The organism is Pseudotamlana agarivorans (assembly GCF_001642835.1).
In the GTDB taxonomy this organism is placed as follows: Bacteria; Bacteroidota; Bacteroidia; order Flavobacteriales; family Flavobacteriaceae; genus Pseudotamlana; species Pseudotamlana agarivorans.
On sequence record NZ_LXEI01000013.1, the window covers coordinates 26,215 to 51,724 of the forward strand.

The following is a 25,510-nucleotide window of genomic DNA, read 5'->3' on the forward strand; positions in this document are numbered from 1 at the left end:
TCAAGGTTATATTTTATTTATGTTTACAGCCATTAGTGGGCCTAGTTCAAAAGTGCTTTCTAACAGTTCCTTTTTTAATGCTTTAGCTTCACTTAATTTTCCGTTAGCTTTATAAATTTGGGCTAAATGAAACAATATATTAGGCTCTGAAGTTTTCATTACGATATGGTTTTCGGCAACCGTTAATGCATTTTTATAATCGCCTTGGTTAAAATAAGTCCAAGCCAATAAATCGTAAGACTCTGGCGTTGGTCTATTTTCAATTTCATGTAAAGCCATTAATAAAGCTTCGGCGTTTTTTTCGGGAACTTCAGCAAATAGCAAAGCATTGTAAGCATTATACATATCACCATACAACGGGTTTTTAACCGCTTGTTTATACAAGTCTAGCTGCTGTTTTTCAAGCGTAGAATCTGCTTTAAACTGAGCAATTTCAGATTTCAACAAATAATAATCTGGCGCCATATAATGTGCTGTAATACTGTTTAATATGCGTAATGCTTCGTCTGGTCTTTTTTCATGGGAATACACAATCCACGCAATGCCTTTTTTGGCATATGCATCATTCGCATCAATTTTTAATGCTTTTAGGTAGTACTTGTAAGCTATTTCCACCTCCCCTGCATGTCCGTAAAAGTCGGCTAAATTAGTATAAATCCATTTATTTTTAAAAGGAATATTAGAAGATTCTATAATAGTTTTGGCTTGTTCCAAATATTTTATGGCGGCATCTAAATTTCCTTTGTGATCGGACCATTTTGAGAGTCGGATTAAATAATCGAAATCGGATGCTTTTCTAATCTTTTCAAGGTAAACCATTGCTTGATCATACTCGCCCAATTCCATATACACATCGAATAGCATTTTTTCTGAAGCTTTTAAATCTTCACCCTGCGATTCTGCTTGCTTTAATAACTCAAGCGCTTCTTTAAATTTGTGCTGAGAAATGTAATTTCTAGCCAAAGCCCTTAAATATCCTGCTTTAGAATAATGGGTAGCCTCATTAGCTTTTATTAAATAATTTTCGGCTGCAACTAAGGCTTCAATGCGTCCTGTTTTTTGAAATATTTGAGATTGTGATGCTGAAGCTTTTACTAAATAAGGAAACTGATTCGGGGCTTTTTCCAGCTTTGTTTCCCAAAAGTTGAAATCCTGAATCGTTTTTTCCAACATTTTATTCTCATCCGTTTCTAAATAGGCTTGATAGTCTTTTGTGCTGGTTATTTGCTTAGGTTGCATGTTACAGCTAAATTGAAGTAGCAGTAAAAATGCAAAGCCAGTAAGTTGAAAAGGTTTCATAATGTTTGTGTTTTAAGTTTTTGTATAGGTTAAAAAAAAGAGGCCATCTGAAAAGTATTTCTTCTACCATTTTAAGCCATTCGAAAAAAGCAAGTTGTAGAAAACCAGTAACAGTTTCAACAAGCTCATCTTGACAAATCAAATTAAAATGGTATTCAGACAGCCTCTACCTTATTTAGTGAGGAGATGCTAAATAAGGGAATGAGGACAAAAAGGCTTTGTCGTTGGCATCAACATTATCATTAGACAAACCTGGATTTTCCATAAAATCTTCACCACCAAAAATTAATAGCAGTTCAACAGTGATTACATCGTCGGCCAAGGCTCTACCAGTTAACACATTGGTTCCATCGTAAAAAGTAGTGGTTCCGTCTAAAGACACATTTAAAACATCGGTTGCTAATAATCCTGTAAATGCAGCAGCATCTTGACCTAAGGCATTCATGTCGCCATCGTTTGCAAAGGCTGGACTTAAAGCCATTAAGTTGGCTTGAAATTTACTTTGAAATGCCGCATCTTGGTTAGACGGGACCGTAACATTAAACATATCTTTGTCGGCCGAAGCTACAAACACCGTGTTTACAGCAGGGCGTCCCATTTGATCCTCTTGAGTAAAGGTTCCAGAAAAATCAGGTCCAGGAGTTATAGATTGATTATCATCGTCGTTAGAACAATTGAATGCTGCTAGCGAAACGACTAAAGTTGCTAATACTATTTTTAAAGTTTTCATTTTAGTATATTTTTAAGTTGTTGTTATTATTTTCTTTTAGATTCTACCCAAGTATTGATTGAACCCGAGTTTCCAATCATTGCTTTTGGAACTTCTACTACTATAGACATTACATTAGTTCCTGCGAAAGTATCTGCTCCAGGCGTGTTGAAACTTGATGCGTTACCTGCAATAATTTCTGAGTACTGTGCAAAATCCATAAAAAACGGATCGTCACGTGGCCCTGCGAAAAAAGACATGCCTGCATTTGATGTTATTTTCGGACTAGACCCATAAGCTGAAATATCAACTACGCCACCTGTAATAGCATTGGTTTGAATGGTACTTTTTAATCCTGTTTGAGAGGGTGCTACCGGACCAAAAAACCACATTTTACCATCTTTTGGAATGGCCTGAATAACGAGGTCTTCAACAAAATCGTTGTTGGTATCGATATTAAATTCTACCAATACATTTTCATCAAACATGGCTGTATCTGTCATAGCCGGACTCAATAAGCCTTGAAGGTTAGCTACAAAAACCAAATTATCTGTATTCTCGCCTTGAAAGGCATAAAAATCGGTAATGTCGCTATTACCACCTTGTACCGCAGGCGCATCAATATGATCGGCTGCAATAATGAAGAAACCAGCTATTGCGATGACTCCAATTCCTAATACTACTTTTAAATTTTTCATAATTTGTTGAGATTTTTAAGGTTATTTTTTCACTCTCAAGCATACCTACGAAAAAAAGGAAATAGCGGTTTTGTTAAAATTATGTTAAAGAAATTACTTCGGTGATAATTTTGAAAAGCCTTACTTTTACAGCAAAATAGATTGTAGCAAACCATGAACCCATCATCTGCAGGCTGGATAAATAAATTACTTAAAGAGCTTTCTAAATTCAACCTCTTTTTAAAATATGATGAAGAGGAATTTTACATGACGTTAAGGTCTTGTGGATTTATTTATGGAAATAACCTAGATGTTGTTGCACAAAGTCTTCCCAAGCGCGATTTAACTGAAGAAGAAGTTTGTAAAACCAACTTGGTTTTAGCCTTGCTATATGCGCATGAAAATTCTAAAAGCAAGCAACTTTTTATTGAAAGTGTTATTAATTTTTACACCGACATTAATGAAATAAAAACATCTTTATTTCAAGATATTTTAGGTGGAAAAAAGTCTAGCGAACAACTGGAACGCCTCATCCATAAACGCATCCATATTAACGACAATATCCTGACTAAAAACTTCAACTATTTTGTTATTAATGCGTTATTATATGTTGATGTTTTAGCCTATACCGAATATTTAAAAAACAACCGTATTTCTGTTGAATACCTAAAAGATATTGAAGCTTCTATTGTGGCCATAACTTTGGGCGTTTTAAATTCTAAAGAAATTAAAAACAAATATGATGCGAGTTTGATCAAGCTGTTTGAATCTTCACTTAGATATCATGATAACAGCCATATTGATTACAACAAAGCCTTAAATCATCTTCATACCATCCGAGAAAAGCAGTATATTCTAGATTTAGCTTGTATGGCTACATGGGCAGATGAAATGATTGATACCGACGAACACTTATTTTTAGAAAAATTAGGTTTGGATATGGGGTTGCGATTATCTTTTATCCACCAATCTATAAAATCTGTAAATCAATTTTACACAAAAAACAAAGCTCATATTGCCCTTTTAGCGTCTTCCAATATTGTACAGACCTTTTACAACAACTCGAGTAAAATGGTTTTCAAACTCATTACTAGAAACAGCAAGCGTTTATACCATGAAATAAGAGAAAGCAAGGAACTTATGGTACTCATTACCCAGTCTACGGTTAGAGATTTAACCAAGGAAGAGCAAAAAAAGGTTCAGGAACAGCTTTTAGATATTTTTAAATCCATACCAAGTTTAGCTATATTTTTATTGCCTGGAGGCGCTATTTTACTTCCCTTAGTGATTAAATTCATCCCTAATTTATTGCCCTCTGCCTTTGATGAAAATAGGATTGAAGAGTAAATAGTCGCCATAATCGAAATTTTTCGTTTAGATTTACGGCAACAAGTAAACTAAATCGAACACATGGCCTCATACACTATTCAAGAAATTAATGCTATTATTAAAGGCGAATTAATTGGTAACACGGATATCCTTATTGAAGGTCCGGAGCAATTAAAAAATGCCAAAAATCATCATATTACTTTTATTGGAAGTGCAAAATACGCTAAACTTTGGGAAACTACGGAAGCAAGTGCTGCCGTTATAAATGACAATTTAAACATTGAACCGGGCGATAATCGGGCGTTAATTAAAGTTCCTAATGCCGATTTGGCTATGGCTAAAATATTAGAGATGTTTAGTCCGCCAACACCAGAATTTGAAGTTGAAATACACCCAACAGCGGTAATACATGAAACTGTAGTTATTGGTGGTGGTTGTAAAATTGGAGCGAACTGTTATATTGGTCCTAATGTGGTTTTAGGTGATAGCGTAACTTTATACCCTAACGTTTGTATTTTCGACGAAACCATTATTGGAGATTCTACAACCATTTGGTCTGGAACGGTTATTAGAGAGCGTTGTATTATAGGAAGTCATTGTATTTTCCATACCAACGTAAGCATTGGTGCCGACGGATTTGGTTACCGACCAAGTGACGATGGCCGCGGATTGACTAAAATCCCACAAATTGGAAACGTTATTATTGGTCATTATGTAGAAATTGGAGCCAATTCTTGTGTCGATCGTGCCAAATTTAGTGCTACGATTATTGGCGATGGTTGTAAAATAGACAATTTAGTACAAATTGCTCATAACAGCGTTATGGGACGTTCTTGTATTATGGCTGGACATAGTGGCCTTGCAGGTTCGGTTACCCTTGGAGATGGTGTTATTATTGGAGGTAGTGCTTCTATTAAAGACCATACCACTATAGAATCTGGAGCAACTGTTGGTGCTGGTTCTGGGGTTATTGGTGATGTTAAAGCGGGTCAAACCGTATTAGGTTACCCTGCACAAGACTCTAGAGAAATGCTAAAACAGTGGGTTGCTTTGAAAAGACTTACTAAAAAATAGAAAACTACCCTATTAGTATAAACAAAAAAAAACCGTTTAAGATGATAATCCATCCTAAACGGGGCTATTTTCATAGTGACTAACTACAAAATTTTTATAAAACTTAATTAAAGTTCTAGGGTTTCAAGCATGGTTACCAAGCTCGGTTCTGATGGTCTTGGCGCATTAGATGTTACGATACGTCCTTGTGGATCTAACAGAATGAACTTTGGTATCGCTTTTATAAAATAATCTTGAATAAATTGTGATTCAAAATCCTTATCGGCCATAATTTGAACCCCTTCTAATTCCATATCCTTAACCATTTTCTCCCATTTGTGGGTGTTTTTGGCTTGATCTACAGAAATACTAACAAATTCGATGTTTTTATCATGGTATTTCTTTTCAATTTCCTTTAAAAAAGGAATTTCAGCTTTACATGGCGCACACCAAGTCGCCCAAACATCGATGTAAACATATTTCCCTTTAAAATCGTCTAAGGAAGTGGTGCTTCCATCAATATTTTTATAATTTGTGAATTTTGGAGATGGATTTCCACTAGCTACTTTCAATTGTAATTCATAACTTTTTCTAACATTTTCATTGTTAGCTTCATTGGTACTTGCTTTTAAGTACTCTGAAAAATACTGCTCCAAGTCTGCCGTAATAGTGATACCAAACTCTGCCTTTTTATAACTTACAATGTTTTTAATTTTTTGATTCTCTAAAGTATTTAAGGCTTTCATGTAAGCCACATCCTGCTCTATACCAAGGGAATCAGCTATTTTTTTAGCTTCTTTGTCTAAATGCTTATATAGTAAATTTGAATAACTATAAGAAAAAACAAAATCTGTAAAATTATTATAATCTATGTCTTCCAACCCGTTTAAAAACGAACTAGTAACCTTATAATCGGCATTTTTAGTATAGTGCCCATGATTAGACTCGTAGTCGTTTAACTGCTTTAAATACCCATATTTTATATTTCTTTCCTCTCTTTTAATATATTCTTGAGGTAAATTTTTAGTGTTACTTAATAACTCAAGTAATTTAGCCTCTTGTTTTTCGCTGACAATTTTATACTCACTTTCATTTAATAAATAGATATTATCATATTCAGCCATACCCTCTTTTATGAGTGCCGATTTCTCTAACAAATAGGTATTATAGGCAGCACCTTTTCCTGAAAATTTAATACTGTTATTAAAGTCTTCCATATCAAAAGAAACATTGATATCATCTCCAGCTTCTAAATACATATATAACAATCTACCTCCATGGAAAAGCATGACATTTTCGGCGTCTACATGTAGTGTATCTATAAAAGTCCCATCTTCATTTACAGGGATATTACTTCGATTTCCATAACACAAACTACTAAGTTGTACTTTGTCTTTATCTTTATCTTTATTTAAAATTTTTCCTCGCAATACAATATAATCTGGCTTGGACTCGGTAGTACAAGACATCACAGATACCAGTATGGTAAGGAGTAGGATGATTTTTTTCATTAGTCTATATTTTAGAGTTATCAACGGATTACAAATCAATTATTAGGGTTAGAGAAAATAGAGTCTAACATTTTGTACATGTCTTTTTTCTCTGGGTTTTTGGAACTGTAAATCATTTTCCCTTCTGGATCTATCACTATCTTTGTTGGGAATGACTGTACATTGAAAGGGATTAATAGATTGTTTTCTTTTGTGGTCTGGATATGCGTCCAATTGTAGTTATTATCAGCGATAACTTTTTTCCATCTTAGGGCTGTATCTCCAGAGTTTACACCAACCACTACAAAGTTTTTATCGGCATACTTATCGTTATAAGCTTTTATTTTAGGAATTTCGGACATACACGGTCCACACCAAGTACCCCAGTAATCTAAAAGCACATAATTGCCTTTTAAAGCAGAGAGGTCAAACGTAGAACCATCTAATGTGTTGGTGGTTTTTAATTCTGGTACAAGACCTCCAAGAGTTGCTTTCGACTCAGCATCCAAACGCAACTTTACTTCATCATAAAACGGAGTTCCTGCTAATGTGGTACTGTCTAAATTATCAAATAAAACTTGAGACTCTGCTCCTGTAAAGTAGTGACGATAGTATGAATCCTTTAAAACATAGGATGCAGCAATAGATTTTGGATGACTTTCAACAAAGCTACGTTTTATCTCTACAGTTTTTTTATGAATTTCTGATCTATAGGCATTCAATTCTTTACGTTCTTCAGGGCTATAATCATTGGTTGCCGAAGCAACTGTAATAGAATCAACTTTATTAACTAATGGAAAGATTTGTTTATGAATTTTAGCTAAATCGTTATTTATGCCATCCGTATCGCTAGGATAGGCATCAACCATAAACTCATCGACTTTTCCATTATAGATGATTTCGGCACCTGGATATCCTATGAACCACATTCTGCTTAAGAAGGCTTTTACTGAAACTTTAAATTCTTTACCTCCAGCCTTTGCCATATAACTCCTATTCGCTTCAGGAATCGTGATATAATACATTTTATAGTCGGTAATAGAATCGGTAAAAGTGAATTTACCTTGATCTACCCATAAAGTATCTCTTCTATATCCATTGGCAAAACTATCGTCCTTTTCTGTATAAATTAGATATTTTGCGTTTAGACCGTTTAAATCTGCTTTTAAAGTAAACGTATTTGCAGGCTCAGCCTTAATACTGTGTTCTTCTTTAGTTTTACAGCCTAAAATAAGGGCAGAAACTGCCATTATAAAAACCATTTTATACATGTTTTTCATTCAATAAAATTTAGTAAAGTTTAATAATATGCCTTAATGGAAGTATTTTTTGCTTACTGATATAGACTCATAATAGTCTATATCAGTAACAAAAAATGTGATTTTAGTTATATCAATTATTCGGTGTGAATATTTGCAGGCCAGTCTTGACCATCGGTTCTCGTAAGTGTAAATGTTCCATACTCATCATAACCTGCAGAATAGCTATAGCTAAAGTCTATGGTTAATGTTGGGCCATCTACTTTGGTGATATCCCATTTTTGAGCATCTATTCCTGATATTTTTACTAAACCTGTTTCATAATTATAGTCGAGTGTTCCTCCACTTCCATAAAAGTAATCTGCCGACAAGTGACTCACATCGTAAATAGTAAAATACCCTGGTTTAAGCGTCATAGTCATGGTTCCTACTTGTCCTACGGATATTCTACCGTAAATTTCGGCATTGGTAGTCGCAGCAATCCACTCATAATTAAAGGTTCCTTCCCAAATTGGTGGCGCTACATAAATAATATTTGTTCCTATACCGTAAGTACAAGTAAAACCTAAACAATCCCTTCTAGTATCTACTACTGAACCGTCTTTTGCTGTTATTACCCATTTTAATTCAAAAAAATCATCGGCAAGCACCATACCGTTATGGTTTGAGGAAAAATCGTTAGTAAATAAACTTTCTAATTTATCTTTAGATAGATGTAACATCATCGTATCTGAAACATCAGTGAATGTATCATATAATTTACCTTCTTCGCCGCCTATATATTTATAGCTATCGCCATGAGTTTCTTCTGCAAAGGCATAAAACTCTATTTTAGCAATTTGTGATAAATCGGCATCATCTAGATTAAACGCCACATTAAAATCTACATCGGTAGAATTCCAATACTCCTGTCCGCCAGCTCCCGACTCGATGTAATATTCGAAAGCTCTTACATCTGGTACCGCTGGTGTAAAGATAAGGGCTACCTCATCTTTCCAAGTTTCAGTATAGGCATCAGGAACTACAATTTCATCTTCTTCTACACATGAAACAAACACGGGAAGAAACAGTAGAAAACTTAAGTAATACAATATTATTTTTTTCATATTTCCATATATTTTGAACTAAAAAGCTTGAGTTATCATCAAACTAAAGCTTTTTAGTAAGTTTGATTAATAATTATAAGTTAGGATTTTGATCTCTTACCGCTGGTGCTATATTCACCACATAGCCATCGTCTCCAGGACTTAATGTAAACGTTTCATTTGTTACAGGGTTAACGCGCGTATAAGTTGGAACCACATCTCCATATACATGATATCTTTTTTGATCAAATAGATTAAGTGAAGACCCTGCTAACTCTTTGCGTCTTTCATCTTTTACTAACTTTAAAGTAGTCGCATCATCGTTATGTGTAAGCGGCGTAAATGTTGCCAATCTTTTTTCTAGAAGTTTATTCAAGTTGCTCACTGCTCCAGCACCATCACCAGTTCTAACTTTAGCTTCGGCATTGGTTAATAATAACCTTGGTACCGTTAAACCATTACAACGATATGCTCTTGAATACACATAAATATAATCTGGAGCGACATCAACGCCGGCATTTGACTCTTGAGTAGAAAACAAATACCATCTTCTGTCATTAGACTTATCATACAAGGCAGTTAAATCTGGAGAATACAATTGAAAAGGATTAGAAAATCCCCACTCTATATATCGGTTCCAAAGCACTTCCTTGTTTAGTGTATTAACAGCCCAATCAGGATTATCGTATCCACTCCATTTATTTGAAGGGTCTACAAAATCTACGGTATTATAATCTTCTATGTAATCGTATAAAGCAAGTGCGCTATTCGAATAACTTAAGGCCTGATCAAAATCACCCTTATACAAGTAAATTTCTGCTAAAAGAGCATAAATAGATGCTCTTCCTGGTTTAAAATTAGCATAAGAATTAACTGCAGGAAATGAGTTATCCACCAAACTAAGTGCACTATTTAAATCCTCTATAATTTGGTCGTATACCTGAACTACCGAAGATCGGGGAGTGTGCGCTTGTAAATCTACTGTTAAAGGCATGGCAACCCCTGGTAGATCTGTATTTGCAGGATCGTAATGGTGCGCATATTCATTCACTGTTAAAAAGTACTCATAAGCTCGTTGAGCTAAGGCTTCGGCTTTAAGTGTATTTCTTTTTGATTCGCTAAAATTTCCTGTATCAGCATTATCAACATCACTTAAAACATAATTCATAACATGAATGTAATAGTAAAAGTTGTTATAGTCTAAATCAGTCGTAGCTGGATCAAACAAATCGTATTGCCATGTATAAGCATTCACACTAGGCGTATATCCAGAGATTGTACTAAAACTAGCTGAATTATGATATACATCTGGATCCATATAGCGCACATTAGTTCCTACAGCACGCAGAATGGCATAATCCATTAACAGTTTATCATAATCTTCTAAAGTTGATGGAATAATAAATCCCGTAGGCTCTACATCTAAAAAGTCGTCTGGACTTTGGCAAGAAGCCAAAACCAAAAGCGGTAATAATAAATAATATATATATGTTCTCATCGTATATTCTTTTTTTAATATGGTTATTAAAATGAAGCTCTTAACCCTAAGGTATAACGCGTTAAATTTGTATAAGCCTCTGTAGTTGGTGCTAGTGGGTCAACCCCCAAATCGTTAGCAACCCAAAGGAAAGGATTTGCTACCTGCATGGTTAAACGTAAACTTTTAAAGAAGGTAGAATCTAGCACTTTAGATGGCATGGTATATCCTAAAATGATATCCTGCACTCTTATATAATCCCCTTTATGTACATTTCTAGTAGATTGGTTCCATATACGATGCATAGCAGCTGTATCGAATCTATTTTCCGTAGTTCCCGTTGTTGGATTTAAGCCGCTATAAAATATTTTAGGAACATCGGTAACGGCTTCGTCTCCTGGTTGCATCCAACGATTTGCCCACTCACTATGTAGTCTAATATTTGAAAATTCGTTTTCGAAATTATTGTAAGTACCATTACCAACAGATGCATAGTTGTAAGACATTTTAAACACATAATCTGCTTGGTAGTTCATGTTAACCGTTAAGTCTAATGCTTTGTATTTAAATGTGGTAGACAAACCGCCATAATGTTGTGGTGTTCTAGGACCTACATATTCTAACTCTTCGATTGGCACATTACCTTTCCAAGATCTAGTATTACCGTCTGCATCATAAAGCATCACTTCACCATTGTTATCTAAACCAGCAAACTTATAAGCATATGTTGCTCCAATAGGTAAGCCTTCTTCATAACCATTCCCTGACGTATAAGTATCGGCTGAAGGTGTAGTATTGATTTTTGCAGTGGCTAAAATGTTTTTATTATGGTTCACATTCGCGCGCAGGGTCCAATTAAAATCCTTCGTTTTAACAAGCTCTGCATTTAACTGCAGCTCAATACCTTTATTATCGATATCGGCATAATTAACATTACCATATGCCCATCCTACAGTCGGATCTAAGGGTCTAGACGTATAAACATCGGTACTCTTTTTAATATAATAATCAAAACTACCTGATAGTCTATTATTTAAAAATGCAAAATCAAGCCCAAAATTTGTTGTTGCGGTTTCTTCCCATTTTAAATCTGGGTTAGCAGGCTGATTTAATACGAGACTTTTATAATTATTTCCCCAATTAACATTACGAACACGAGCTGTAGCTTCTGGGTAAACCCCCACTAGGCTATTTCCACCTAATCCATATGTTCCTCTTAATCTTAAACGGTTAACCCAGTTTGCATTATCCATAAAAGATTCGTTTGAAATATCCCAAGAACCTCCTACAGACCATAATGGCTTGTACCTAAAGTCTGGATTACTACCAAAAATATTGGCTTGATCAACTCTAAAACTTCCATTAAAAGTATATTTTTCTTTAAAGGTGTAAGCCATGTTTGAAAAATAACTCACAAATCTATTATCTTGATTTTCTACATCAAAAATCTGTCTATCATTGTACCTTCTAAATCTATCTCCAACCCAGTTTATTAATCCATAGTTTACCAAATCGATTTCATTAATCGGAACGTATGTAGTAGATTCTTGATCGTATCCAAAAGTTCTATTCCTAGTCAATTCGTTAAACCTTCTTGAATATTCACCACCAGCGAATGCTGTAAGTTGATGATCTCCCCAAACTTTATCCCAAGAAATGGTGTTTTTAAATACCCAACCTTCAGTATAGCTATATTCTTGTAAATATTCATCACCAGGAGGAATACCATACTCATAATCCATTGAAATTGGATCTTGTACATAATGATCGTTAACCATATTCCTCCAAGACGGCATATTCATAGATTTAAATGCATTTAAATCGTCGGTGTTTCTTTCATATCTAAATGAACTACTAGCTAATAGTCCTTCAACTATCTCTACATCCAATTTAATATCGGCTCTAATATCTACAAGCTTGCTTGTATTTTTCATATTTCTTTGCTCTTCTAAAGCATTGTAGGTGTATGGAGAATCAACTAAAGCTTCTCTATCTTGAGACATCCAAGGATTCCATTGGTAATACTTTTGAATATATTGTCCGTTTTCATCTATAAGTTGATCGTAAGGTTGTGCTAGTGTAACCATGTCAATAGGGTTACCTGCACCATACTGACCTACTAAAACGTTATTTTTTTCATTTCTTATTATAGCATTCATCCCTGTGGTGAATGATATCTTATCATTGAAATCGAATACATTACGTACGTTCATCGTAATACGATCATCTTCTTCTCCAATCAATTGTCCTTCACGATCTACATAAGATAATGAACCAAAAAATGAATTTCTTTCTCCTCCACCTGACAGCGATAAGTTATACGTGTTTTGCATAGCACTTCGTAACAAATATTTCTCCCATTGATCGTTGATATTTCTGTTTTTAAGTGCATTAATATAAGTATCGAAAGTATTTTGAGACCACTTTACACCATCTGGGCCTAAACCATTTTTATAAATGTGAGCCATATGGAAATCGTTTATACTTCTAGTATCTGACACCAATGCATTGATGTCGGTCCATGACTTATCAATATACTCTTGGTCTAAATCTAATTCTTGTGCTGTAGACATCAGATTCATATCATCTAAATCTACTTTTCTTTCCATCTCCACAAACGTAGATAGATTTACTCTTAGAGGTGTATTTTTCCCTCCCTTTTTGGTAGTGACTACAACAACGCCATTCGCTGCTCTAGACCCCCAAATTGAAGAAGCGGCAGCATCTTTAAGTATCGTTATGGTTTCAACATCTTCAGGGTTTATGGACTCTATATTAGTTTGATCGGCTAAAGGAAATCCATCTACAACAATAAGTGGCTGAGAGTAAATGTTTAGAATAGAATTTCGTCCTCTAATTTCAAAAGTTCCTCCAAAAGCTGGATTTACATTTAAACCTGTAGTTTGCCCTAGCATTCGGTCAATAATGTTAGTACTACTTGGTCGTTGTTGCAGTTGATCTTCCCCTACTTGATCGAAAGACCCTGTTACACGTTCTTTAGAAAGTTCCTGATATCCAGTTACGACAACCTCATCTAATAAATTACTATCTTCTTTTAAGGCAATATTAACATTGGTATAATATACTAAATCGGTTACATTTACTAGTTCATCCTTAAAACCAAGAAAAGAAAACTCTAATACAGCATTGCTTTTTACTGAAATGGTATATACCCCATCGATGTTGGTTGAAACACCGTGAGTCGTCCCTTTTTCCAGCACCGTTACTCCAGGCATTGGCATACCAGATTCGTCGGTAACAGTTCCCGATATTTCAACTTTTTGTTGGCGTCTTTTATATACCGGAGTAGCCTTTCTTATTAAGATGGTATTATTTTCATCAACATCAAACTCGAGGTTGCTATTTGTTAACACTTTCTCTAATAAGCTGATTGCTAAGACCTCTCCTTTTTCCAAAGTGATATTAGGAGCATCTACAAACAATTTCTTAGGAAAAATAAAATGATACTGTGTTTGCTGTTGAATTAGGTTAAATACCTCGTCGATAGTGACGGTTTGATTATAGTTTATCATGACTTTTTCTTGCGAAAAAGAAGCTTTAGTTGATAAACCAAATACTGTGGTACACAATAGAAATACAATTACTCGCATAAGTAATAAGGATACCCGCTTAAACAAAAGGCAGCGGAGGTTAGTTAATTTAATTTTCATAAATTTGTTGTGTGTTAGTTAGACATTCATTTTAATTAATACGTGATAGAGGGAGCAAGTTTGTACACCGCCAAATGTTTTACTTAACTCCCTTTTTTTTTATTCAATAATGATCTTTTTTCCATCGAATTGATAGCTATTTAAAACTTTCAACTCTTTTAAATTTTCTAAAATATCTTCAATTTTTTCGTGTTTACCAAGGGTTCCTACAAATTGCTCGTTGGCAACTTTCTTATTTTTGAAGTCCACTTCAAAATCGTACCACCTCGATAATACTTGCATAATCTCACTTAAAGATTTATTGTTAAAGCTAAACTGCCCACTTTTCCATGATATATCATGAAAAACATCGACATTATTAACCGTAACAGTATGCGTTTCTTTATTTAAAATGGATTGTTGGTTTGGTTCCAGGCTATATGCATTTTCCTGAAAATTTATTTGAACCTTACCTTCTACTAAGGTGGTTTTAATAACTGATTCTTCTTTATAAGATTTCACATTAAACTCTGTACCTAGCACCTCAACCTCTTGGTTATCGCTAACTACAATAAAGGATGCTCCGTTATGCTGAGTACTAGGAGATACATCGAAGTAAGCCTCACCATAAACAAGCTCAACAACTCTACGTTCTCCTTCTGGAAACTCTACTGGAAATTTAAGCTGCGAATCGGAATTTAGCCACACTTGTGTGCCATCCGCCAAAACCACAGCATACTCTCCGCCACGAGGAACCGTTAAATAATTATATGAAACTTCTTTATTCTTTTGGGAATTCGATTGATAAACCAACTTCCCTTCTTGATTCACTACATTTGGTTTCTGAAATGTATTGCCGGTTAAAGCTACTGTAGAACCATCTTCCAAGGTCAAGCTTGCTTTTTCTGCTCCTATTTCTATAACACTATTAACTGTTACCTGAGAAGCATTACCGCCAAAAGAATTGTGATTTGCAAAAAACACGCCTAAAGAAACAAACAATAATACTGAAGCTGCAACGACCCACTTAAAGACAGGTCTTTTATGTAAAGGTATTATCTTTACAGGTGTGTTGGCGATCTCTTCTTTTATTTTAGTAAATAAGCTTGCTTCAATTTTATCTTTATCTAATGCTTCTGGCCAATCTTTATTTTTTTGATTGTTAAGAAAGAAATTAAATAATTTATCGCGATCTCGATTTTTTATCGAACCATCGAAAAGCTTATCAATTAACAATAAAAGATATTGTTTTTCTTTTTTACTCATGTGTCTTTTAGGTGTCTTTATATATTAAGACTACATAATTTTAAAATACACCTGCTCAAAAACAACTTTTTTTAAAAAAAAGTTTAAATTCATGTTAAAAGACACATAAAACATAGGGATATAAACAAAAAAAACACTAAACGAAAACACATTTATCTCAATAAATACAGGTAAACTGTGTGAGTTAAAAAAACAGTTTTATTTATTTTTTATGAGGAAGAAGATGAAATCAATACTTAAAGACACACTTAGCGACATTCTTAAAAATCGCAATGCCTTACTAATATGGCCTTCTACAGTGCGTAGTGAAATATTAAGTTGAGCAGCTATCGCTTTATTGCTTAGTCCCTCTTCTCTACTTAACCTAAACACCTCTTTACATTTTTCGGGAAGTGCATCAATAACCGACTCGACATGCTGAATCAGTTCTTTATGCATCAATTGGGTTTCTGGTGTAAGCGCTTGAATTTTTTCATTGAAGTTGGTTACCAGTTCAACTTCTATCATATTTTTATTTTTTCTAAAAAAATCGTACACCTTATATATAGTACTTGTATATAAATAACTTTTAAGTGAGGTTTTAACCAACAGTTTATCTCTTTTATTCCATAGGTTAACAAATACATCCTGCACAATATCTTCGGAAATCTCTTTATTTTTCACTAAATTATAGGCAGCCACATACATAACCTCCCAATATTCTTTATAAATAAGGGACAGTGCTAGTTCATCACCATCATGGAGGAGCTGTATTAAATAATCGTCGTTTTGTGATAGTCCTGACAATATTTATGATTTTGGATTCTGTAAAAAATCAAATAGAAGTATTTTAATTGTAATTTCATACTAAAAGTAACATTTTTTTATAAAAATCTTAGCCTTTAGAGCCAATTACAACAAGAAAAACAACATAACAATATTATAACAGGATTTATCTCAGTAGCTAAGAATCAGAATGTTTTAGAAAACACATTTTTATGTTTAAATACAAAAACAAATTTAAAGCTTATAAAAACCTATTCTAGCCACAACTTAAAATCCTTAACACGTTCTCTGGCCACTATAACCTCTTGATCATGATAACTGTTTAGTTTTATTTGTAGTCGGGAATTGGTATAACTTACCATATCTTTAATGGCGTTAATGTTTACAAAGAATTTGCGATTAATGCGGAAGAAGCTTTCAGGTTCTAATTCGTTTTCCAAGAAATCTAGGGTGTGGTCTAACAAATAATTCCGGCCTTCGGTGGTATGAATATAAGTGCCTTTATTTTCGCTGTAGATACATTCAATATCTTCTACTTGAATAAGCTTTATGTGCTGCCCCACTTTTACCGAAAACCTTTTTTTATAAGCCCGATCTATTGGGTTTATAAGTAACTTTTTGATATCATTAAAATCTAAGGTTACATCCTGAGACCGGGTAGTTCGGTTTTTAAATTTTTCTACGGCTAGTAATAGCTCATCCTCATCGATGGGTTTTAACAAATAATCGATACTATTTAATTTGAAGGCTTTAAGCGCATATTCATCGTAAGCCGTGGTGAAGATAATAGCTGACTTGATATCGACCGTTTCAAAAATCTCAAATGAGAGTCCGTCGCTTAATTGAATATCCAAAAATATTAAATCGGGATGCGGATTATTTTGAAACCATGTTATAGACTCTTCAACCGAATGTAAAAGCACATGAGCTTCAAGATTACAACCTTCTAACAAACGTTGTAAACGTCGTGCCGATGGTTTTTCGTCTTCTATAATAATAATGTTCATTGTGTAAAACTATAAATTAAACAGGGACTAGGCTTTGCGTTAGGCCTGCCGGCAGGCAGGGATTACTCATTGCTTTTTAATTTTGTCTTTTGGAAATCGTGAATGCACAGCATTTGCAGTGGAAATCCTTTTTTTTATTTCTAAAAAAAGATTGTAACGTAAAGCCCGACCCTTGTGGTAACGCCCTTATAAGATCCAAACTTATTCCCATCGTTTTATTTGGTTGTCGGTTTCCATGAATTCGCGTATTTTTTTGGATTCCCAATCTTTTTTAAAGAAGATTTTACCTCTAAACACGTTCCAACCATGTATAACTATAAAGGCTGTCCAAGCCACTAAAATACAAATATCAAACCATTGAAAAAATGGTTTATAGGGACCTGACATGATGTATAAATTATAACTAAGGAGCGCAACAACTACAAAATACCCAACCAAATGAATGTAGAATATTTTTAGGTTTCTAAGCTTTTTCTTGGCTTCAAATAATAACAGTTCATTTTTGTCTTCTGGTTTCATGTGCCTATAAATTAAAAGTTTTGTCGTTCCTTATCCATGTACTCCTTAATTTTTCGCTCTTCCCAAGCTTTCCCGAAAAGCAAGTCTACGCCAAACACGGTCATGGCGTGGAATGCGAGTCCTATACCCCAAAACAAAGGGGTTGCGAAAGTGCCAAAACTAAAGAAATCACCGCCATTAAATACAATCATACAAATGATAAAAACATTTACTACGATGTACCAGAAGGCGTGCCAGTAAAAGCCTTTAAGTTCTTTTAAGCGCTTTTCCGCTCGTAAATAAGCCTCCTCACGACGAAATTTTTCGCTCCTATAATCCTGTGGGTTTTGTGTTTCCATAATGTTTTGATTTATTGCCATTTATTTTCATCTTCTTGCATAAACTGCTCAATTTTACGCTTTTCCCAGTTGCGCCCAAAGGCGCCATCGTCTACAAAAACACGAAAGGCCTGAACAACTAAACCTATACCCCAGCCAAACATGGGGAACCAAAACCACTGGAAGCCCCAATAGGTTTTAAAGTTTACAAAAATTAAAAAAGGAATAACTACGAGATAAGAGCCTAGGCTATAATAAAATCCTTTAAGTTCCTCGACGTGCTTGCGTGCGCGTACGTAACTGTCGTCTAAATGTGATTGTGATGTATGTGTTCTCATGATTGATATTTGTTTGGTAAGCATTGGTATTGCTACAGCAAAACGGTTTGCTTCTTTAATGATATTTATTTTTCTATGGGTAAGTAAGTTGTAGCGTTGGTTGATGTTATTTAAACCTACACCACTACTCTTTTTTACAATTTGTTTTGGCTGAAAGTTATTTTCGACCACCAAATCGTTTCCGTCTTCAAAAATGGTTATATGCAAAGGTTTACTTGGCGTAACCATATTGTGTTTTACCGCATTTTCTAGTAACAATTGCAGCGATAAAGGCACGACTTTACTTTCGGGGTTTGTAGCTTGCTCTGGCATATTGAATACGATGCTATCTTCGAAACGCATTTTTAATAAAGACATGTAGGTTTTGGCAAACTGCAACTCCTCGTCTACCGTTACCAATTCTTTATTTTTTTGTTCTAAAACATAACGATAGACTTTGGATAGACCCGTTGTAAATTTTTGTGCGTTTTTCGGATTTTCTTCAATTAAACTAGTTAGTACATTTAAACTATTGAATAGAAAATGTGGGTCTAATTGATTTTTTAAAGCATCGAATTTCGCACTTGCAGTGCCCGCGATAACCTTTTGTTCTTTAAGCTTGTTTTGCTGATACCTATTGTAGTAATAAATAACATTAAAAACCGCGATGATGCTTAAGGTTATCCAAAGTCCAAATTGATAATATTCCAGTTTTTCACGCTCCAAAAAGGTACTAAAATCTACCCCATAATACAGAGTAGCCGTAATGGCTCTAAGCAGAAAAAGCCCAACTATAGTAATAAGGACAGCGCCTATGACACTTATTGCAATACGTTTTTTCCATTTTCCCTCTTTCCAATTTACGCGGTCTAAATATGCAAAGAAATATATATTTGAAAACCCTAGTACAAAAGCATACAATTGATAAAACACAAAATCTATAAAGATTTCACTAGTATTATTTCCATCAAAACCACCAGAAATTAAAGTGCCCATTACAAAAACGACACTACCTATTACAAAGGTTAGAATGATATTTTTTAGGAGTTTTGACATGGATAAAGAATGGTATATAAAAATTGGACGTTTAAATTTAGTAAAAAGAAAATTGGAAGCTTGAATTGGCTAAAAGTTTCAATTTAAATGATCATGTGTTCTTGTTTCATATTTTAAGTTTTAAAGGTTAATATGAGACAAATATCTAAACGAAGGGGGCTTTTAAAAAAAAACAAGTACCCAATTGTAAAATAAAGGAGATGAACTGTTGATGGTTGATATTTTAATCACAAAAGCTGCCTTAAAAGTCGGTTTTTCGTCAATCTGAAATAATTTCAGATCCTCATCATCATGGCCATTCCATGTGATGAGATTCAGTGTCAAGCAAAGCATGACGATTGTTTTAACTTTTCAGACAGCTTCTTACTATTGAGTACAACCAGCTTTTACTATTTTGATCTATACTTAAAAAAGATAGGTACGGCATATGATACTTTTACAGGCACACCGCGTTGCGTTCCAGGGGTCATTTTCGGCAACAAACTAATAATACGCTCAGCTTCATTCTCTAAAATCTTATCGGGTCCTCTTGATTTTATGGATGAGATACGCCCTTGACTATCAATAACAAAAATAACAGAAACACGCCCCTGAATCTCTAAATCTAAAGCGGCTTGGGGATACCTAAAGTTTTTCGTGACGTGCTCTGTTACCTTATTTTTAAAACAATCTATGGCAGCCTGTTTAGTAAGACCTTCGCAACCAGGAAACACAGGAACCTTCTCGATAACAGCAAAAGGCACTTCAACCTCTTCTTCTACTTCCTCTACTTCTACGGCTTGAACAGCAACAGGAATGGACTCTACACTAACAGCATCTTCGAGCCCAATTTCAGAGCTTTCGACAACAGTTTCTTCTACCTCAACAACATCTTCAACTATTTTAATAGCCTCTGTTATAGATGCTGGAGGTGGTGGTGGCGGTGGGGTATTCAATTGTACAATTGGGATGTCTTCCTCAAATTGTTTTTCAACAACCAAAGCTTCGATACTTACTTCCTTAGAATCGTAAGTCTTATACTCTAAAGCTTGCCAAGTAAAAAACAACATCAAATTTAATCCTATAGCAAAATAAATGCTGCTATGTCTCCCAATTTCGATCTCAGGATTCTTCTTAGCTTTCATGACGATATAGTTTAGAAATTACTTTTTAACCTTCTTAAAGCTAGTAAATAACCTCTAAAAAAACCATGACAAAAATCATAATAACAAACTATTTCACAAGTATTTACACTAATCACCAATTAACTTTATCCCTTATAAAAACAAGCCTATTTGCTTAAGGTGCTTTCCTTAATTTATGGCATCAATTCTGGCCATGAAACAAACATTTTAAAAGCCAAACCCTGCCTTTAAACAAAAAAAACAGCCTGTGTAGCATTATAAAAACACTCTAAATCTTACCTTTAATGCTATCATAAATAGAATTCAAAAAAATATTTTTACGAAAGTGTAACAAATTAAAAGTTTCTGCATCTTATCTATTGAACTGATTTAAACCTTTTGCGTTTATGTAATAATTGGTTTTTAGCAAACGAAAAAATGTAAACCAGTTCAAAAACTAATCCAATCCATTGAATAAAGAACTCGAACATAATTTTGTAGAATTACTGGAAAAGCATCAAAATATTGTGCACAAGGTATGCCGTTTATACACCAATAATTATGATGCGCATAACGATCTATTTCAAGAAATTACGATTCAATTGTGGAAAGCCTATCCAAAATTTAGAGGCGATGCTAAATTTAGTACTTGGATGTACCGCGTTGGGTTAAATACAGCGATTACCCTCTATAGAAAATCGAAGCGCACCATAAACACACAAGATTTTGATGGTGTGGCTTTCAAAATAAAAGCTGATTACTACGACGATACAGAAGAGCAACAATTAAAGATCCTCTACCAAGCCGTACACCAATTGAATGACATTGAAAAAGCATTGGTGTTTTTGTACTTAGAAGACAAAGATTACAGAGAAATAAGTGAAACTTTAGGTATAAGTGAAGTGAATGCCAGAGTGAAGATGAATAGAATTAAAACGAAACTTAAAACCATTTTAAATCCGTAAACCTATGGATGAATTAGATTTATTAAAAAAGGACTGGAACAAAAAGTCTGATAGCACTAAAATTTCTGCTAAAGAAATTTACGCTATGCTGCATAAAAAATCGTCTTCTATAGTTAAAACCTTGTTTTACATTAGTATAGGCGAACTTGTGTTTTGGATACTTATAAACGTGCTACCCTATTTTTTTTCGCAGGCATACAACAACCAGATAGACCTTGTTTACAGTGATAAAAACGTATTGACGCTCATAAACGTTTTTAGCTATTCCATAATCCTCATTTTTGTTTATTTACTTTTTAAAGCTCACAAAAGCATTTCGGTAACCGATAACGCAAAAAAACTGATGGAAAGCATTTTAAAAACCCGAAAAATCATAAAATATTATGTTTTATATAACCTTATCGTGGCTTCTATTGCCATGTTAATGGGACTGTATTTCGGAATTAAATTTACCCCAGAAGTATCAGATAAGCTAGCCGATGCTAGCAGCACCGAATTATTTATCATTTATGGAGTATGTTTTTTAATGACCGCTATTTTTGTGCTTTGTTTTTGGTTGTTTTACAAGCTCCTTTACGGCCTATTATTAAAACGTTTGAATAGAAATTACAAGGAATTGAAGGAGTTGGAGGTTTGAAGTTAAGAATTAAGAATTAAGAATTAAGAATTAAGAATTAAGAATTAAGAATTAAGAATTAAGAATTAAGAGAAAACTACAAATTGAAAATTGTACCTCGCGATAATATAAATAAACATATCAACAATTTCTCTACTATTTTGAAGACGATAAACTCTAAGCAGGAAGCTATTTAAACCATGTGTAATCTTTGAAACTTTGAAGCTTAGCAACTTTGAGGCTTTTATACCTTGACTTCCCGATTACACAATTAAACCATTCAACGATTAAACATTTACCTCATCTACCTTTCTGTCATGTCGAACGTAGTGAGACATCTTTTAAACTATAACCTTATTTGGTGAGATACCTCCTATCGTCGGTATGACAAACCTACGCAAGTGAAACCTTCGATTACACAGTTAAACAATTCAACGATTAAACATTTACCTCATCTACCTCTCTGTCATGTCGAACGCAGTGAGACATCTTTAAAGCGACATTCTTATTTGGTGAGATACCTCTAATCGTCGGTACGACAAGTCTACGCAAGTGAAAACCCTCGATTAAACAATTCAACGATTAAACATTAACACATTTAAACCCTCAAATCATCAACCTCAACAACATCACCAGGCTGCATCTTATTTAAAAGAATATCACCTACACGAACACGTACTAAACGCAATGTGGGATGCCCAACGGCTGAAGTCATTTTTCGAACTTGACGAAATTTCCCTTCCTTTAAGGTTACTGAAATCCATGGCGCTGGTCCGTGGCGCTCGTCTCTTATTTTTTTCGAGCGGGTGGGTAATTCTGGAATACCTTCTAAAGCAAAAACTTTACAGGGCTTGGTTTGGTATTTTTTTCCATTAAAACCAATTTCGACACCTTCACTCATTTTTGTTATCGCTTCCGCGGAAATAGCGCCGTCTACTTGAGCATAATATTCCTTTTCCACTTTGCGACTGTTTATATAATCGCTCATTTTTCCATCGGTGGTAAGTAATAGCAAGCCTTCCGACTTCTCATCTAACCTTCCAATAGCCATAATACCCTCTGGAAAATCGTGAAGCGCACCCAAGAAATTTTTAGATTGCTGTTTTGAGTCATGACTTTTAAACTGACTCAAAAAACCGTAGGGTTTGTAGATGATAAAGTGTCTATGATGCGTTTTAGATGCTTCCATTTAATATTTGATGCACCAAGGCTTTGGTAGGTTTTTGGCCGTTCATAGCGGTTCTCACGGCATCGAAAGTCATTTTAAAATCACAACCTGTCTTGTACGCACTGCAACCGTAGGCTGTTTTGCCTTTTAGTACCGTGCCCTTTTTACATTTCGGACATACCAATTCATCTGAACTTGGTTTAGGTGTCGCTTTCGCGGAAGTTTTTTTAGGCTCTAATTTTAATTTGAAATTATCATCAAAACGTAACAAACCTTCAACCGAAGCGCCGTCTATTTTAAAACCTTTTAAATTCACAGTAGAACCTTTTTGAAGCAAGCGTATCCACTGTTTTTCAGAGATTTTTTTATCAGCAAAATTAAAGGGCAACACAAAATCGCATCCAGCTTTATAACCGCTACAACCATAAGCAGTTTTCCCCTTTAAAAGTTTTGCTTTTTTACATTTCGGACAATCTTCATTCAAAATGCCTGCAACTTTTTTCTTGGCAGCTTTAGCTTCACGGTTTTTAACGGCAACAAATTGTGAAATATTAGCGCGTTTGGTTTCGCTACGCACTTCATACACTAAAGCATCCACCATCTGCTTCATATTTCTAATAAAAGCAGCTGCACTAAACTCGCCTTTCTCAATATCTTTGAGTTGTTTTTCCCAAGACCCTGTCAATTCTGCCGATTTCAATAAATCATTCTGAATCGTATCTATCAACTGAATGCCTGTAACCGTTGGTAAAACTTGTTTTTTATTTCGTTTTATATATTTTCTTCTAAAAAGGGTTTCAATAATATTGGCTCGAGTAGAAGGTCGTCCAATACCATTTTCCTTCATTAAATCACGTAACTCTTCATCGTCCACCTGCTTACCTGCGGTTTCCATAGCTCGAAGTAACGAAGCTTCTGTATATTGATTTGGCGGCTTGGTTTCCTTTTCTAAAAATGAAGGTTCGTGTGGCCCTTTTTCCCCTTTTACAAAAGTTGGTAAAATACCCGATTCTTTTTCTTTAGCATTTGGATTTTCAAAAACAACACGCCAACCTTTTTCTATAATTTCTTTACCTGTAGTTTTAAACACAATTTTAGCTGCGTTTCCTAAAACGGTGGTGTTCGAAACCGTACAATCGTCATAAAAAACAGCAATAAATCGTTTTACAATAATATCGTAAACCTGCTGCTGGTTGTATTGCAAATTGGTTTGCATACCCGTTGGAATAATGGCATGGTGATCGGTTACTTTTTTATCGTTAAAAACCTTAGACGATTTTTTAATTTTTTTTCCTAAAAGCGGTTGTGTTAAAGCTGCATAATTAGTTAGCTTCTGAAGAATCCCAGGTACTTTCGGATAAATATCGTTTGGTAAAAAAGTGGTATCTACTCTAGGGTAAGTCACCACTTTTCGTTCATATAAGGCCTGAACAATTTTTAAAGTTTCATCGGCCGAAAATCCGAATTTGGTATTACAATACACTTGCAACCCTGTTAAATCGAATAATTTTGGCGCGTATTCTTTTCCTTTCTTTTTGGTGATGGAATCAATTTCAAAGTCACTTTCCTTAACTTTATTAGCCAAAGCTTCACCGTCTTCTTTCTTTAAAAAACGCCCTTCTTCATAACTAAAAAGCGTATCGCGATATAAGGTTTGTAGCTCCCAATACGGCTGTGGTTTAAAGTTTTCAATTTCCTTAAAACGATTTACCACCATCGCCAAAGTTGGAGTTTGAACACGACCTACCGATAAGACTTGTTTATATCCACCGTGTTTCACTGTGTATAACCGTGTGGCATTCATACCGAGTAACCAGTCGCCAATCGCTCTTGAAAACCCAGCGTAGTACAAATTATCATAATCTGACGCTGGTTTTAAACTTTCAAAACCTTCTTTAATGGCTTCAGTGGTTAACGACGAAATCCACAAACGCTGTACTTCGCCTTTGTAGTTGGCCTCATTCATCACCCATCGCTGAATAAGTTCTCCCTCCTGCCCGGCATCGCCACAATTTATAACCAATTCGGCTTTATCAAATAAACTTTTTACAATCTTAAATTGCTTCTGAATCCCTGAATTAGAAACCACTTTGGTTTCAAACTTTTCTGGAAGCATGGGGAGGTTATTTAAATCCCAACTTTTCCAATAAGGCTTATAATCGTTGGGTTCTTTTAGCGTGCATAAATGTCCGAATGTATAAGTTACCGCATAACCGTTACCTTCATAATAACCATCACGCTGAGTATTTGCTCCTAAAACAGAAGCAATTTCTCTGGCAACACTAGGTTTTTCAGCAATACAGACTTTCATTTATACCATTTAAAACAGGCATGCAAAATAGAACTTTATAATAGCTTTTAAAAAGGATATTATGAGTAGTTA

The 25,510-nt window shown here is 34.7% G+C and carries 21 protein-coding genes; 4 read left to right on the plus strand and 17 right to left on the minus strand.

The window, feature by feature from the left end; translation table 11 throughout:
* Positions 1 to 6 precede the first annotated feature (6 nt).
* The 3 genes from A6I66_RS12435 to A6I66_RS17030 all read right to left on the minus strand — a co-directional run bounded on the left by A6I66_RS12435 (position 7) and on the right by A6I66_RS17030 (position 2,706).
* A complete protein-coding gene (locus tag A6I66_RS12435; RefSeq protein WP_067149756.1) occupies positions 7 to 1,299 on the minus strand; it encodes a tetratricopeptide repeat protein in 1,293 nt (430 codons plus the stop codon).
* Between the two features lie 175 nt (positions 1,300 to 1,474).
* Positions 1,475 to 2,029: a DUF4331 family protein gene (locus A6I66_RS17025; RefSeq protein ID WP_067149758.1), complete on the minus strand. Its 555-nt coding sequence runs from the start codon at positions 2,027 to 2,029 to the stop codon at positions 1,475 to 1,477.
* A gap of 26 nt (positions 2,030 to 2,055) precedes the next feature.
* Positions 2,056 to 2,706 (minus strand): DUF4331 family protein, encoded by a 651-nt coding sequence (locus tag A6I66_RS17030; protein WP_067149760.1) that lies wholly within the window; start codon positions 2,704 to 2,706, stop codon positions 2,056 to 2,058.
* A gap of 153 nt (positions 2,707 to 2,859) precedes the next feature.
* Between A6I66_RS17030 and A6I66_RS12450 the strand changes: the two genes are divergently transcribed.
* Positions 2,860 to 4,032 (plus strand): LETM1-related biofilm-associated protein, encoded by a 1,173-nt coding sequence (locus A6I66_RS12450; protein WP_067149765.1) that lies wholly within the window; start codon positions 2,860 to 2,862, stop codon positions 4,030 to 4,032.
* 63 nt (positions 4,033 to 4,095) lie between these two features.
* Positions 4,096 to 5,088 carry a UDP-3-O-(3-hydroxymyristoyl)glucosamine N-acyltransferase gene (lpxD, locus tag A6I66_RS12455; RefSeq protein ID WP_067149767.1) on the plus strand — a complete coding sequence of 331 codons (993 nt, stop codon included), beginning with the start codon at positions 4,096 to 4,098 and terminating at the stop codon, positions 5,086 to 5,088.
* 107 nt (positions 5,089 to 5,195) lie between these two features.
* On the opposite strand, the gene A6I66_RS12460 is transcribed toward lpxD, so the two are convergent.
* From A6I66_RS12460 to A6I66_RS12515, 12 genes are all read right to left on the minus strand, one after another.
* Positions 5,196 to 6,578, minus strand: coding sequence for a TlpA family protein disulfide reductase (locus tag A6I66_RS12460; RefSeq protein ID WP_067149769.1), 1,383 nt, complete (start codon positions 6,576 to 6,578; stop codon positions 5,196 to 5,198).
* A 35-nt stretch (positions 6,579 to 6,613) separates the two neighbouring features.
* Entirely contained in the window at positions 6,614 to 7,837 is a 1,224-nt protein-coding gene (locus A6I66_RS12465) for a TlpA disulfide reductase family protein (protein ID WP_067149771.1), read from the minus strand.
* Between the two features lie 116 nt (positions 7,838 to 7,953).
* On the minus strand, positions 7,954 to 8,922 hold the full coding sequence (locus A6I66_RS12470) for a hypothetical protein (RefSeq protein ID WP_067149774.1): 969 nt from the start codon (positions 8,920 to 8,922) through the stop codon (positions 7,954 to 7,956).
* Positions 8,923 to 8,995: 73 nt separating this feature from the next.
* Entirely contained in the window at positions 8,996 to 10,399 is a 1,404-nt protein-coding gene (locus A6I66_RS12475) for a RagB/SusD family nutrient uptake outer membrane protein (protein WP_067149775.1), read from the minus strand.
* A gap of 26 nt (positions 10,400 to 10,425) precedes the next feature.
* Positions 10,426 to 13,911, minus strand: a complete 3,486-nt coding sequence (locus A6I66_RS12480; RefSeq protein WP_169815733.1) for a SusC/RagA family TonB-linked outer membrane protein — start codon at positions 13,909 to 13,911, stop codon at positions 10,426 to 10,428.
* Between the two features lie 237 nt (positions 13,912 to 14,148).
* Complete coding sequence (locus A6I66_RS12485) at positions 14,149 to 15,294, minus strand: FecR family protein (protein ID WP_067149777.1); 1,146 nt, start codon at positions 15,292 to 15,294, stop codon at positions 14,149 to 14,151.
* Positions 15,295 to 15,492: 198 nt separating this feature from the next.
* Positions 15,493 to 16,080, minus strand: coding sequence for an RNA polymerase sigma factor (locus A6I66_RS12490; protein WP_067149778.1), 588 nt, complete (start codon positions 16,078 to 16,080; stop codon positions 15,493 to 15,495).
* A 230-nt stretch (positions 16,081 to 16,310) separates the two neighbouring features.
* Positions 16,311 to 17,066, minus strand: coding sequence for a LytR/AlgR family response regulator transcription factor (locus tag A6I66_RS12495; protein WP_067149779.1), 756 nt, complete (start codon positions 17,064 to 17,066; stop codon positions 16,311 to 16,313).
* Positions 17,067 to 17,267: 201 nt separating this feature from the next.
* Positions 17,268 to 17,585 (minus strand): 2TM domain-containing protein, encoded by a 318-nt coding sequence (locus tag A6I66_RS12500; RefSeq protein ID WP_067149780.1) that lies wholly within the window; start codon positions 17,583 to 17,585, stop codon positions 17,268 to 17,270.
* A gap of 11 nt (positions 17,586 to 17,596) precedes the next feature.
* Entirely contained in the window at positions 17,597 to 17,923 is a 327-nt protein-coding gene (locus tag A6I66_RS12505; RefSeq protein WP_067150153.1) for a 2TM domain-containing protein, read from the minus strand.
* Between the two features lie 11 nt (positions 17,924 to 17,934).
* Positions 17,935 to 19,275 (minus strand): 2TM domain-containing protein, encoded by a 1,341-nt coding sequence (locus A6I66_RS12510; RefSeq protein ID WP_067149782.1) that lies wholly within the window; start codon positions 19,273 to 19,275, stop codon positions 17,935 to 17,937.
* A 389-nt stretch (positions 19,276 to 19,664) separates the two neighbouring features.
* On the minus strand, positions 19,665 to 20,399 hold the full coding sequence (locus A6I66_RS12515; RefSeq protein WP_067149784.1) for an energy transducer TonB: 735 nt from the start codon (positions 20,397 to 20,399) through the stop codon (positions 19,665 to 19,667).
* Between the two features lie 449 nt (positions 20,400 to 20,848).
* Between A6I66_RS12515 and A6I66_RS12520 the strand changes: the two genes are divergently transcribed.
* Both A6I66_RS12520 and A6I66_RS12525 read left to right on the plus strand, forming a co-directional pair.
* Positions 20,849 to 21,343 carry an RNA polymerase sigma factor gene (locus A6I66_RS12520; RefSeq protein ID WP_067149786.1) on the plus strand — a complete coding sequence of 165 codons (495 nt, stop codon included), beginning with the start codon at positions 20,849 to 20,851 and terminating at the stop codon, positions 21,341 to 21,343.
* Positions 21,344 to 21,347: 4 nt separating this feature from the next.
* Positions 21,348 to 21,980, plus strand: a complete 633-nt coding sequence (locus A6I66_RS12525; RefSeq protein ID WP_067149788.1) for a hypothetical protein — start codon at positions 21,348 to 21,350, stop codon at positions 21,978 to 21,980.
* Positions 21,981 to 22,557: 577 nt separating this feature from the next.
* Here A6I66_RS12525 and A6I66_RS12530 read toward each other — a convergent pair.
* Together A6I66_RS12530 and A6I66_RS12535 are read right to left on the minus strand one after the other, a co-directional pair.
* On the minus strand, positions 22,558 to 23,148 hold the full coding sequence (locus A6I66_RS12530; RefSeq protein WP_067149790.1) for a pseudouridine synthase: 591 nt from the start codon (positions 23,146 to 23,148) through the stop codon (positions 22,558 to 22,560).
* Complete coding sequence (locus A6I66_RS12535; protein ID WP_067149792.1) at positions 23,135 to 25,438, minus strand: type IA DNA topoisomerase; 2,304 nt, start codon at positions 25,436 to 25,438, stop codon at positions 23,135 to 23,137. The genes A6I66_RS12530 and A6I66_RS12535 overlap by 14 nt, the downstream gene beginning before the upstream one ends.
* Positions 25,439 to 25,510: the final 72 nt, after the last annotated feature.